10 protein-coding genes are annotated in these 13,287 nt (G+C 57.8%); all 10 read right to left on the minus strand.

Going from position 1 to position 13,287, the window contains the following annotated elements:
- Positions 1–141 precede the first annotated feature (141 nt).
- A complete protein-coding gene (locus ABYV26_RS10145; protein ID WP_372680634.1) occupies positions 142–396 on the minus strand; it encodes a hypothetical protein in 255 nt (84 codons plus the stop codon).
- Between the two features lie 128 nt (positions 397–524).
- Positions 525–2,600, minus strand: a complete 2,076-nt coding sequence (gene glyS, locus ABYV26_RS10150) for a glycine--tRNA ligase subunit beta (RefSeq protein ID WP_372680635.1) — start codon at positions 2,598–2,600, stop codon at positions 525–527.
- A 61-nt stretch (positions 2,601–2,661) separates the two neighbouring features.
- Complete coding sequence (gene glyQ / locus ABYV26_RS10155; RefSeq protein WP_372680637.1) at positions 2,662–3,537, minus strand: glycine--tRNA ligase subunit alpha; 876 nt, start codon at positions 3,535–3,537, stop codon at positions 2,662–2,664.
- Positions 3,538–3,768: 231 nt separating this feature from the next.
- Positions 3,769–4,842, minus strand: a complete 1,074-nt coding sequence (locus ABYV26_RS10160; RefSeq protein ID WP_372680639.1) for a galactokinase — start codon at positions 4,840–4,842, stop codon at positions 3,769–3,771.
- Positions 4,843–4,990: 148 nt separating this feature from the next.
- Positions 4,991–5,794 (minus strand): DNA repair protein RecO, encoded by an 804-nt coding sequence (gene recO, locus ABYV26_RS10165; protein ID WP_372680641.1) that lies wholly within the window; start codon positions 5,792–5,794, stop codon positions 4,991–4,993.
- Between the two features lie 4 nt (positions 5,795–5,798).
- Positions 5,799–7,151, minus strand: a complete 1,353-nt coding sequence (gene mgtE, locus ABYV26_RS10170) for a magnesium transporter (protein ID WP_372680643.1) — start codon at positions 7,149–7,151, stop codon at positions 5,799–5,801.
- 78 nt (positions 7,152–7,229) lie between these two features.
- Positions 7,230–7,940, minus strand: a complete 711-nt coding sequence (locus ABYV26_RS10175; protein WP_372680645.1) for a helix-turn-helix domain-containing protein — start codon at positions 7,938–7,940, stop codon at positions 7,230–7,232.
- 170 nt (positions 7,941–8,110) lie between these two features.
- On the minus strand, positions 8,111–9,097 hold the full coding sequence (locus ABYV26_RS10180) for a SurA N-terminal domain-containing protein (protein ID WP_372680647.1): 987 nt from the start codon (positions 9,095–9,097) through the stop codon (positions 8,111–8,113).
- 5 nt (positions 9,098–9,102) lie between these two features.
- A complete protein-coding gene (locus tag ABYV26_RS10185) occupies positions 9,103–9,888 on the minus strand; it encodes a SurA N-terminal domain-containing protein (RefSeq protein ID WP_372680649.1) in 786 nt (261 codons plus the stop codon).
- Between the two features lie 6 nt (positions 9,889–9,894).
- Positions 9,895–13,287, minus strand: a 3,393-nt coding sequence (gene mfd / locus ABYV26_RS10190) for a transcription-repair coupling factor (protein ID WP_372680651.1), incomplete at its 5' end; no start/stop codon positions are given.

Genomic DNA, 13,287 nt, shown 5'->3' on the forward strand with positions numbered 1-13,287 from the left:
AAACGCATGATCTCGAACCTTAGACGTCCAACTTGGATATAGAACGGAAGGGTCCGCAGATATGCTTTCGTTCAGGAAGAGGTGAAATGTATCGTAGGGCGGCGGTGCGCGCCACGCCAACCGCCCGGTGCAGTTGGCAGGTCATGTCGGTCGCTGCAGGTCGGTCAGTTCATCCTTGATTTCATCCATGATGTCATACAGCCAGAGGATATCTTCAGTGGTCAGGCGGCCGGCCTTCACCGGGGCCCGGTCGCTGCCGTCCTGTTTCTTGAGGATTCGGGGGCCGATTTGCACCTTGGCTTCACCCTGATCGTAGCGATTGATGGTGACCAACAGCCCGGTTTCCGGGCATTTCCATTTTTTAAGCACCTTGTCTTTGTTTGGATCGAAGGGCATTGGTTCCTCCTAAAATAGAATTGTGGGATTGAGGGATTCTGGAATTGAGGAATGAATACCGTTGTGATCTCTTTTCAATCCCTTAATGCCCCAATTCCCAATACCTTAATTGACCCGGCATGTCCGGGTCAGGTCGATATCTGCGAGAAATCGGCGATCTGCCCGAAAACGGCCGATATGGATGCCAGCAGCGCCAGGCGGTTGCGGCGAATGGCGTCTTCATCGGCCATGACCATGACCATGTCGAAAAAGGTGTCCACCGGATCACGCAGGGTGGCGATGGCCTCCAGGGCGCTGTCCAGGTCCCCCCGGCCCATGAGCCGGGCCACCTGAGCCGTCACCCGCTGGCAGGCGGCGTGCAGGTCGCCTTCCGAGGCGTGTGTGAACAGGGTCGGGTCGACCGCATCGGCCCTGGTTTCCGTGGCCTTTTTAAGGATGTTCTCCACGCGTTTGAACGCCGCGGCCAAGGGGTCGAAGCCCGGTTCACCCTTGAGCTTTTCCAGTGCGCCAACCCGTCTTTCCACGTCGGGGATACGGTCCGACGAGACGCTGGTTACAGCGGTGATGATGTCTTTGGATCGTCCCTCGTCGGCCAGCAGACGGGCGAGGCGGTTCTTCAGAAACGTCAAGACGGCCTCCGCGATTTGGGCCGCCGGTTCGGTCCGCTTGTCGGTGAACAGGGAGACTCCCTTTTCCACCAGTTCGGCGAGTGAGACATTGATATTCCGGCTGCGCATGATTTGCAGGATGCCGATGCCCTGGCGCCGAAGGGCATAGGGGTCTGCCGCGCCGGTGGGAATCAGGCCGACGGCGAAGCAACCGCAGATGGAATCGATCTTTTCGGCGATGGAGAGCAGGGCGCCGGTTTCAGTTTCCGGCAATTGTCCGCCGCTGTGGGTCGGCCGGTAGTGCTCTTCGATGGCGGAGGCCACATCCGGCTCCTCGCCGGCCGCCTGGGCGTAAATCCGCCCCATGATTCCCTGGAGTTTGGCAAATTCCCCGACCACCTGACTGACCAAGTCTGCTTTGCACAGGTAAGCCGCGCGGGTCACCTTCTCTTTCTCAGCCGGGTTAACGGCATCGGCCAACCAGCCGGCGATGCTTTTCACCCGCACTACCTTGTCGTACATGCTGCCCAGTTTGGCCTGGAAGAGCACGCCTTTGAGTTTCTCCACCCAGACTTCTATGGGTACCTTGATGTCGGCAGTGTAGAAATAGCGGGCATCGGAAAGCCGGGCTCGCAGGACGCGTTCGTGACCAGTGGCCACCAGGTCCATGTTCCGGGTGCGGGTATTGTTGACGGCGATGAAGCCAGGCATCAGCCGGTTCGCCGCGTCGATCACGGCAAAGTATTTCTGGTGCTCGCGCATGGCTGTGATGAGAACTTCCTTGGGAACCTCGAGGAAGATGTCGTCAAACCGGCCTGCCGTGGCGATGGGGGTTTCCACCAGATTGGTGACGATGTCCAGCAGTTCTTCATCCGGGAGCACCCGTCCACCCATGTCAGCCGCCGCTGCCATCACGGCCGCTGCGGTCATCTGCCTGCGTTCGGCGATATTCACCACTACATTCACCGAGGCCATGGTCTGCACGTAGGCCTGCGGGGAGGGGATCGTCACTTTGCCCGGACTCATGAACATATGGCCCAGTGCCTGTCGGCCGCTTTTGATCCGCCCGCCCAGGGTAAACGAAACCAGCCGCGTGCCATAAAGCGCCACGATGCTCTGGATGGGTCGGGCGAACTGAATCGAGAGATCCGCCCAGCGCATGCTCTTGGGAAAGGGGGTGGCCAGGATCACCTCGGGCAGGATAGATTTTAACAGCTTGACGGTGGCCTGTCCGCGGTTGGTTTTGCGGGCGCTCAGGTACCGGCCCTTGTCCGTCTGGACCACTTTCAATCGTTTGACTGCCACGCCGGCTTTTTCTGCGAATTTAACCGCCGCCACACTGGGTTTGCCATGAGCATCAAAAGCAATTTTTTCCGGCGGGCCCATGAGGTCTTCGGTAATGGTTTCTTGCTTGGGTGCCACCTGATCCACGGTTACCGTGAGCCGCCTGGGCGTGCCGCAGGTGAGGGCCTGCCCGTGGCCGATGCGGGCCCCGTCCAGCCGTTTGATCAGGTTCTGGGCCAAGGCATCCAATGCTGGCCGAATGTATCCTGCCGGGATCTCTTCGGCGCCGATTTCTAGAAGTAGGGTGTCCATATTCACCTCGATCACGATTTCACGTTCGATGTTCGTTCCACGCCCATTGGCTGTCCGTCCATCATGCCGTTTTTTTCAGGAGCGGAAATCCCATGGCTTCACGTTGCTTCAAGTAGCCCATGCCGCAGGCCCGGGCCAAGTTCCGGATCCGGGCGATATAACCGGTCCGTTCGGTGACGCTGATGGCGCCACGGGCGTCCAGCAGGTTGAAGGTGTGGCTGCACTTGAGGGTGAACTCATAGGCCGGAAGCACCAGACCCTCCTCGATAATCCGTCCGGCTTCGGCTTCGTAACGATTGAACAGGTCCAGCAGCATGTTTACGTCGGCTTTCTCGAAGTTGTAGGTGGATTGCTCCACCTCCTGCTGGTGGTGGACCTGACCATAGGAAACCGTGTCGTTCCACATCAGGTCATAGACGTTGTCGACGCCCTGGAGGTACATGGCGATGCGCTCAAGGCCGTAGGTCAGTTCCACTGAAATGGGTGATAGTTCCATGCTGCAGGCCTGCTGAAAATAGGTGAACTGGGTGCACTCCATGCCGTCCAGCCACACCTCCCAGCCCAAGCCGGAAGCACCCAGGGTGGGGGATTCCCAGTCGTCTTCAACGAAGCGGATATCGTGCTCCAGCGGGTCCACGCCCAGCGCCTTCATGCTCTGGAGGTAGAGCTGCTGAACGTTGGTGGGGGACGGCTTGAGCAGCACCTGGTATTGGTAGTAATGCTGAAGGCGGTTGGGGTTGTCCCCGTAGCGTCCGTCGGTGGGCCGCCGGGATGGCTGGACGTAAGCCACATCCCACGGCTCGGGGCCCAATGCCTTCAAGGTGGTGTGGTGGTGAAAGGTTCCGGCGCCTACTTCCAAATCATAGGGCTGAACCACCACACAACCCTTGCGCCCCCAAAACCGATCCAACGTGAGAATGACATCCTGAAAATTCATGCGTATTTCCTCGACTGTCCGTATCGATGGTCAAACGGTTGATAAGATTAATAATCGATTGGAATCCCCAGATTATGACACGGTGTCCGATAAGCGATCTACGTAGCATTATCGTTGGGGTTTAACAAGACCCAGCTTGTCATACATGCAGGCTTTCTTTTTCCAATTCGACCGCCCGGGCGCTGATGCGGACCCTGCAAACGGGGCCAACACCATCGCCCACGGGGTTGTTTACATGACCCCGTTGGTGTCTACACCGCAGGCGAGCAATCCGGCCGTGGGCCGCTCTGAAAGAAGCTTTTCCCATACCGGCTTTAGGGCTGCCATGGTGGCGGCCGCGCCGATGGCCCACAGACAGCCGCCGCCGCCGGCTCCGGTAAACCGGGCACCGCATCCGGCTTCTACAGCGGCGGCTGCCAGCCGGTCGCCCATGTCGTCCAGCACCTGCGGTGTCATGGCCTTGCGAATGGCCGTCTCCCGGTTCATGGCATCGGCGGCTGCCCGCATGTCCCATCGGATGATCGCTCCAGCAAAATCCCTGGTCAAGCGGGCGATCTCATGCCAGTTTTCACGGCTGTTTCCGCTGATGAACTGTCTGACCCAGGTGCTGTTGACATCCTTGGATACATGGGTGACGCCAAGGTACGCCACCAGCAGGTGGCGTTCCAAGCGACGAAGCGCTTCACCCTCCAACAGGGGGTTTCCGGTAAAGGGCGGCAGGCCCGGTTCCGCCGGCCAGGTCCAGGCGTTGACCCCGCCGAAAGCGGCGGCCAGTTGGTCCTGGAGGCCGCAGGGCACACCGGCTACGCTCTGTTCGACGGCGTGGGCCAGAAGCACCATCCGGTCCCGGGGGATTCCTTTTTTGCCCATGGCCGTCAGCGCCTTGGAAAAAGCGGCGATCAGGGCGACGGCAGCCACCGACGACCCCCCCAACCCGCTGCGCGTGGGTGAAGTGGACTGGATATCAATATGGACCCCGCTGACATGAAAATAGTCGGCCAGGGCGAACATGAGCCCCAGGGGATGATCATAGGGGGCCGTTAGTGGATGATATTCCGCTTTGGCAAGGCCGGCTGAGGAAATCCGAACCTGGTCGCCGGAATGCGGATGCAGGCGGACGGTAGTTCGTCGATCCAAGGCGATATTTACCGTGGTTGGAACCACGTGCCTCAGCGGATAATGAAAACTGCTGATGTCCAAGGTTCCCCCGAAATCGATGCGGCAGGGCGCCGACGCGTCGATGCGGTGGCTTTCCAGCAGCGATCTGATATTGCCCAGTGTCATTGGGTCGGTCTGGGTTGCCATGATTATCCATTTACATTAAAAATTAGTGGGTTAGGTATTAAGTGTGAAGTCGATGGGTTTTGTTGATTTGCCTAGATTCCAATCCTTAACTGAACACTGATCACCTAAAACATAACACTATGTAATTATTTTATAAAAAATCACACCCTCATGGTTTTGCCGCTACCGGTATTACCCTGCCACCCATTGTTTGCCGGACAGCCCGAAGTACCTTCAGACTTTTCGGGGACTTGCCGGTGTGAAAGGGAACGAAGGCTTCCAGAAAATTCAACCCCTCGGAGATGGCCGTTGGCGCAAACCGGACTCGGGCGGCCCGCTCCAGGCTCCCGGCGTCAGTCCACATGAGCTGTTTCAACGTACCTTTAGAAATCTTCAGCCGGCCGTTGGTCGGGATCCCGCAGGTCGGGCAGGCAATTCCCCCTGTGGACGGATCCGAGACCACCGACGCATGCCGGATCTGGTCCAGGCAGGTTTTGCAGCTATGGCAGTGGTCGAAATTGGGACGAAAACCAGCCAGTGACAGAAAACGCATCTGAAACAGGATGCTGAGCACTTCCACCGGCGTCTCACCACGGTTGAGTTCGGCCAGCACATGCGAGATCAGCCGATAAAGAGGCTCCTGAGGTTCTCCATCGGCCATCCACAAATAGATCAATTCCGACCAGTAGCTGGCATAGACGGTTTTAATGGCGTCTTCGCGAATCTTGAAAAACGGGTCTTCCAGAGAGGCCTCCTGGAGCACCGGCATGCCTTTGCTTTTGCCTTGGGCCAGCACCACCTTGAGCCGGGAAAAGGGTTCCAGCACCCCAGAAAATCGCTTGACGCTCTTTTTTGCGGATTTGGCAATCGCGCTGGTCTTTCCGTGCGCCGGGGTGAACAGGGTGACGATGAGATCGAAGTCTCCAAACTCGATCCGACGAAGCAGGATAGCAGGTGTGTTCAGGCTGGTCATGATTTCAGACGCCGAGAAACCTGGTGGCGATGGTAAAGTAAAAGTAGACGCTGATGATATCGACGGAGGTGGTCACGAACGGACCGGTGGCGACGGCCGGGTCGATATTGATCCGGGCCAGCAGCATGGGCACGCACGATCCAACCAGGGCGGCAACGGACATCGAACAGACGACGGCCAAGCAGACCGCCAGCGCCAGCATGAGCGTGCTGTACTGCAATTGGGCCACTGACCCGATGAGCAGGCCGTAGACGAGACCCAAAATCAAGCCTACGCTCAGTTCTTTGCCCACCACCGACCCGATGTCCCGGATATTTAAGCGCCCGGTGGCCAGTCCGCGCACCACGATGGTGGAGGACTGGGTGCCGATATTGCCGCCCATGCCCATTATGACCGGAATGAAGGCGGCCAGGTAAGTAAGTTTGTTCAGACTCTCTTCAAATTGTCCGATGACGTAAAAAGCGAATATACCACCCAGGCAACTGGCGAAGAGCCAGGGAAGGCGGATGCGGGTGCTTTTGAGGATGCTTTGGGTTTCAACGAACTCTTCGCCCACACCGGCCATTTTCAGTATATCTTCAGTTGCCTCCTCGCGGAAAATATCGATGACATCGTCCACGGTAACGATTCCCACCAGCCGGTTGCTTTCGTCCACCACCGGAACGGCCAGGATGTCGTAGCGGGCGACCAGTTTGGCCACTTCCTCCTGGTCCATGTGGGTCTGCACGGAAAGGACATCGGTGGTCATGAAGGCTTTCAAGGGGGTATGGGGCTTGACCACCACCAGTTGCCGAAGGGAGCAGACGCCCACCAGGTTGCCGTATTCGTCCACCGCGTAGAGATAAAAGGGCATCTCGACATCGGCAAACTCTTTCTGGATACGCTCGATGGCCTCTTTGGCGGTAATCTCCTGGTTCAAGGCGATAAAGTCAGGGTTCATGATACCACCAGCGGTATCGTCTTCGAAGCGCATGAGGTCCTCGACCTCATCGGACCCCTCTTTCTTCATGCGCTTGAGCAGGGTGCTGGCGGTTTCATCGGGGAGTTGATTCAGCAGGTCGGCAACGTCATCGTTGGGCATGTCCTCCAAAATGGCCACGACTTCATCCGGATCCATGCCGTCGATGAGTTCAACAAAGAGGTCTTCATCCAACTCGCTGAAAACAACCCCCTTTTGCTCAACCTCGTCGATCATGTCGAACAGCAGCCGCTGATCTTGGAGCGACAGGCTCCTGAATAGGATGGAAATATCCGCGCCGTGGGTTTTGTTGACGATTTTGTGAAGCCGGCTGGTGGCGCCCCGCCGCAACAGCCGTTTGACGCTGATCGTCAGAATTTTTTGTCGGTCCTGTGGCATTGGATGAAAGGGTTACGTTTAAAGGGTTAGGTGTTAAGTCTTCGGCGTGGTCGGTGCGGTTATACCTAACATGTTAATTTATGGGATTTTCAGGCTCACCACCTGACCACTGCTTCCGAAGATTTTCACCGGTCGCTCGTTCAGAAAAATCTGCAGCCCGGTGGCGTTGCCGATCATCAGGTTGAAGCCGTGGGTTCCCTCCAATTCCAGGCGGTCACCGGGTTTTAGATCATAGGATCTTGCATTCTGCCCATCCACGATCACCTTCAGCCAGGTCTGCTCAACGGCGTTGACCTGAAGTTTGAGCGTTGCCTGGGGCTTTGCAGCGGAGGTGCGGTCAGCGGCCGCCTCAGCTCCGGAAGCAGGCGTCTCGGACGGAGTCATGCGTTCCGGCGGTGCTGTGTTTGGCAGCGGTGCCGCGGCCATAAAAAAATCGGTGTACCGCAGCAGGAACACAATGCCGAGGATAACACCCGCGGCCACCATCGACTGTCGGACGGCCCACAGTTTTTCCCGACGTCTCAGCTTGTGCTGCTCGGCGTTTTCCCGCCGTTGCAGGTCCGACAGGTATAACTCGGCGGCGACGTCCGCGTTGGCCCCCACGGCATCGGCGTAGGTCCGAATGAAGCTCTTGACGTAGGCCTGGGGAGGAAGCCGGTCATGGGCGTTCTCTTCAATGGCCTTGAGGCAGTGAATGGCGATTTTGGTTTTTTCGGCGACCGTTTGAATCGCCAGTTCCTGCTTCACCCGGCAGGCTTTCAGATAGCCACCGAATGTATCCTGATTCATTTCCGATTCCATATATAGGCCTTAAGATAATTAATTTGGACGGTGTTATCTGGCGCTGCAGTATCATCGTACGGCCTCCTCCCTTTGGTCTTGCCAAATTAATTATCTTAAAGCCTATAGGAGAACCGCTAAATCCAAGGACCCTTGGTCTTGTCCGTTCGATACCAATCCTAATTGATGATTTTGATGTGTGATTGGCTGCGCAAATCCTCCAACCATGAGAGGAATTTTTTATCCACCACGTCATCAAACAGCTTCTGATGGATCTCTTCCTTGACGCTATCCAAGGGCTTCCCCTCGCTCCGGGTGACCGCCTCCACGTAAAAAAGTTGGAGGCCCTGATCTGTATCCAGCACGCCTGTCGCCTGGCCTGGGGCCAATCCGTCCAGTGCCGCCTGAATTTTGGGTGAAAGGGTTTCTTTGGCAAACTCACCGATGTCACCGCCGTTTTCAGCGGCCGGGCTCTGGCTGTAGGATCGGGCCAAGTCGGCAAAGGATTCACCGGCGTCGATGCGTGATCGGATCTGTTGCATCTGTTCGCCTGTCGCCCGCTTTTCGGCATCGCTGGCAAAATCCGGAATCCGCATGATGATATTTCTCAAATGGTAACGAAGCCTTCCGCCATAAATCTCGGGGTGACTGTCGTAGTAGGCCCGGATTTCTTCCTCGGTGATGACAATCTTGGACTTGACCTGATAATTGACCAGCCGGGTGCGCAGGACCTGCTCTCTGATTTTTTCACGATACTGCTCCATGGTCATTTGGTCCTGTTCCAGAAAACGGCGCAGATCTTCATCGGTAAACGTGTTGGCCGTTTTGATGCGTTCGATGGTGCTGTCAATTTCCGCTTCATCCACCTGGATGTCGTTGCGTTTGATCTCCTGATCCGTGAGCTTTTCGTCCACCATGCGGTTGATCATCTCATTGCGAACGTTGAACAGCATCTGCCGCTCCTTGTCCAGGTCGAATCCCTGCTGACGGATGCGCTGGGCATAGGGTTCCATGCGATCCTCGAGTTCAGACAGCAAAATGATGTCTTCGTTGACCACCGCTACGATCCGGTCCAATACCTCGGATGCCGCCGAGGCTGTGGCCGTGGCCGTGAACACCAATACCCCCATCCCGATCAGCATACCCAGTGACAACTTTCGCTTCAAGGCCACTATTCCTCTCCCTGGCCGGCGGAACCGGCGCCTGGGCGTTGGGACTGTTCCCACAGTTTCCAGTTGATCTCGACCCCGTAACGCGCTCGCAACCCGTCCATCCATTGCGGGTAAGCCGCTTCCACTTTTTCGAGCCGCAGCCGTTCAACGATGTGATGCTTCAAATCCGTGTCCGGCGGACTTTCATCCTTGACGGCAAAGTCTTCTTCATGGGCTTTGTAATAGGCTTCAATATCCTGTGCGGTAATGTTTACCGGTTGAACCAGTTCCTGGTCGACCACTTTTTCCATAAGCAGGCGCACCCGCAGCCGGTCCTTCCACAATGAATAGGGAATAGCGCTCTCCAGCAGCATCTGCTCGAATTCGTCTTCCGGATAATCTTTTTTGATGGCCTGAATCGCCGCCTCCAGTTCGGTGCCATCCAGTACGATGCCCAGTTCGTGAGCCCGGCGGTCGATGATCACCTCTTCGGTCATCTGATTCAACAAGCGCAGTCGCGCATTTTCAATCACCTGTGGATCCACCGACCGGTCGTCGCTGTAGGCAATCCGGGCGGCCTCAAAGGCGCGTTCAAACTGGGCTTGGGTCACGGTCTGCTGATCGGTGCGGATCAGCACGGCATCCTGCTGCGATGGATGGTCCGGCCCCGAACACCCCGTCCCTGCAACCATCGCCAACCCACAGACGAGGCGACACAGACGGTTCGCCGACGACGAACCGCCGCGCTTCGCCAGCTTTTTATGCTGGGTATAACTTATTGCAAACTTTCTAAATATGGATCTCATAAGCCTTCAGGAGTTAACATGTTGCGCTATTTCGATCAAGATGTTTTTCGTCTGGGCCAGCATGGCCCGTGCAGTCCCTTTGGCCAGCGTGGCTTTGAACTGGTGGTCCGGGGTGAATTGGTAGGGTTGTTTACCGCTGGTGATCATCTGGACAATTCCCAGGGGCCGCTGTTGATGGGTTTCGCTGAATGCCAGGCACAGCTGCTGGCCATAAAGGTCCAGGCGTTTGATCCCGGCGCGGACCGACAACACCCGCAGCATGATTTTTAGCAGCAGGTTTTCCGTCTCTTCGGGAATCGGGCCGAATCGATCCGCCAGCTCCGCCTTCATGGCGGCGATATCCTTGAGGTCGCTCATCCTGGCCAGACGGCGATAGATGGACAGCCGCTGGTCGATATCGACCACATAGTCTTCGGCAACATAGGCGGACATGGGCAAGTTGATTTCCGGTTCCAGGCCTTCGGTCATGGGCTCCCCTTTGATCTGGGCCACGGCTTCTTCCATGAGCTTGAGGAACATGTCATAACCAACGGCGGCGATGTGGCCGGATTGGGACGCCCCCAGAATCGCGCCGCCGCCCCGGATTTTCAGATCGTTCATGGCAATCTGGAACCCGGATCCCAGATCGCTGTGTTCCATGAGTACTTTGAGACGCTTTTGGGCATCCTTTCCCAGCCGGGTTTCTTCGGGAATGAACAGGTAGGCATAGGCCTGCTCGTCGGAACGGCCCACCCGGCCTCGCAGCTGGTATATCTGGGCCAGGCCGAACCGGTCTGCCCGGTTGACCAGGATCGTGTTGGCCGTGGCCACATCGATGCCGGACTCGATGATGGTGGTGCACACGAGCATGTCGACTTCCCGGTTCATGAAGCGCATCATTACCGTTTCCAGATCGTCTTCGGCCATCTGTCCGTGGGCAACGGCCAGGCGGACCTCGGGCACCCTTTCCTGCAGATAGGCGGCCATGCGGTCGATGGCCTTGACGTTGTTGTGTACGAAGAAGATTTGTCCGCCGCGGGCCAGTTCACTGCGGATGGCCTCGCTGACCACCGTGTCATCGAATTCGCATACGTAAGTGATGATGGCATGGCGTTGCTCCGGCGGTGTGGAGATGACGCTGATGTCGCGGATGCCCATCATGGAGAGATGCAATGTCCTGGGGATGGGGGTGGCGGTGAGGGCCAGCACGTCTACGGTGGATCGCAGCCGTTTGAGCTTTTCCTTGTGCCGAACGCCGAACCGCTGCTCTTCGTCGAGAATGAAGAGCCCGAGATCGGCAAAGGTGACATCCTTTTGAAGCAGCCGGTGGGTGCCGATGACGATGTCCACGGTGCCTTTTTTTATCTCTTCCACGATCCGGCGCTGTTCGGTTCGTGAGCGGAAACGGCTCAGGCAGGCCACCTTTACCGGGTAGGCATCAAAGCGCTGGACAAAGGTGGCGTAGTGCTGTTCGGCCAGCACGGTGGTTGGCACCAGCATGGCCACCTGTTTGGCCTCGCTGACGGCCAGGAAGGAGGCTCGCAGGGCCACCTCGGTCTTGCCGTAACCCACGTCACCGCAAACCAACCGGTCCATGGGGGTGCTGCTGCGCATGTCCTCGAGTACATCATCGATGGCCTTGCGCTGGTCCGGGGTTTCCTCGTAGGGAAAATCAGCTTCGAAGTCGGCAAAATGACGGTCGACTGCACCGTACCCATGCCCTTCGTTGACCTTGCGCTGGGCGTAGAGGTTGAGCAATTCCCCGGCGATTTTTTCGGCAGACCGGCGTACTTTCTCCTTGGCCCGCTCCCAGGATCGGCCGCCCATTTTGTCCAGGGCCGGCATCATGCCCTCCACCCCCATGTATTTCTGGATCAGCCCCATGCGATCCACGGGCAGGTAGAGGCGATCCTCATCCCGGTAGACGACCAGCAGGAAGTCATTGACGGTGCCTTCCAGGCTCAGTTTTATCAGCCCTTCGTACTGACCGATGCCGTGTTCGTCGTGGACCACCAAGTCCCCCTGCTTCAAGTCGGCAAAGCCCAGCAATTCGGTTTGCACGGTCGTTGCACTGCGTCTGGGGCGCTTGGCGCGGGGGCCGAAAATTTCAGCTTCGGTGGCTATCGCAAGGCCGTCTGCCGGCCAGACAAATCCCTCAGAAAGGCTGCCCCTGCAGATGAACAGCCCTCCCGGCCGGCGCTTTTGCGGGAACGGTTGGCCGGTGATCGCCACAACGCCATGGGGGGCAAGAATTGAAGAGAGCCGGCCGATCTGGCGGTCGGTCTCACAGACCACCACCATGGTGCGACCGGCATCCTGTTGCGCGGCAATCCACCGCAGCAGCGGGGCTGCCGGCTGGTCGGTCTTTCTGGCCTGCTGCATGGCCAGCAACAGGTCGCTGTTGTCTGCCGTATCGACACGAGCGACCAGACGATCGTCATTGCCGGTCACCGCCAGCGGCGCCAGGGAGACGGCCTCTCGACGGGTCAGTTCGGCACAGGTCTCTTCCCAACTTAAAAAGAGGTCTGTCGGCTCCACACACAGGTGCCTCTCGCTGCAGGCTTTTTCATAGTTGTCCTGGGCGAGCTGTGCGCTGTTGGCGGCGACCTGGGCGAGCTCGGCGGGATTGTCGGCGATGATGACCGTGCCCGCCGGCAGGTAGTCGAAAAGCGTGTCCATGCGATCGTAAATCATCGGGGTGAGATTCTCGATGCCGGGAAAGACGCCCTGCTCCTTGATGCGCTGCACAATGTTCCGGACCGTGGTCCGCGGCAGTTCCTGTTCGAGTGCGCGTGCCCTGAACCGGCCGACGATCACATCCAGCCGGGCTTTCTCCAGGGTCACTTCCCTCGCCGGCAGAATGACCGCTTCGAGTATGTGCTCCAAACTGCGCTGGCTGGCGGGTGAAAAAAAGCGGATGGTTTCGGCAAAGTCGCCGAACAATTCGATGCGAATGGGGTTTTCATAAAGGGGCGAAAAGATGTCGATGATGCCGCCGCGGACACAAAAATCGCCCGGTTCTTCCACGACTACGCTTCGGGTGTACCCGCCGGCCACGAGTTTGGCCACCAGGCGATCCGGTTCGATCTCCTCTTCGGCGATGATCAACTCCGCAAAGCCGGCCAACACGGACTTGGGAATCAATCGTTGGCGTAGGGCCGTGGCGGTGGTTACCATGATCTGCGCCCGCTGACCCTCGATCATGGCATAAAGGGCCCGGATGCGCCGGGCCGCTGTTTCGTTATGGTAGGACATGAACTTGAACGGGGAGATATTGTAAGGGGGAAAGAGAACGGTGGTGCTGCCCGTTTCCCCGGAAAAAAAATCGATTTCCGCCAGCCGCTGTTCGGCGGCTTTGGTCGATGCGGCCACCATCAGCACGGGCGACCTCAAGGCCTGTCTGACACCCACCGCCAGTCG

The organism is Desulfosarcina sp., from assembly GCF_041551955.1.
Classification (GTDB): domain Bacteria; phylum Desulfobacterota; class Desulfobacteria; order Desulfobacterales; family Desulfosarcinaceae; genus Desulfosarcina.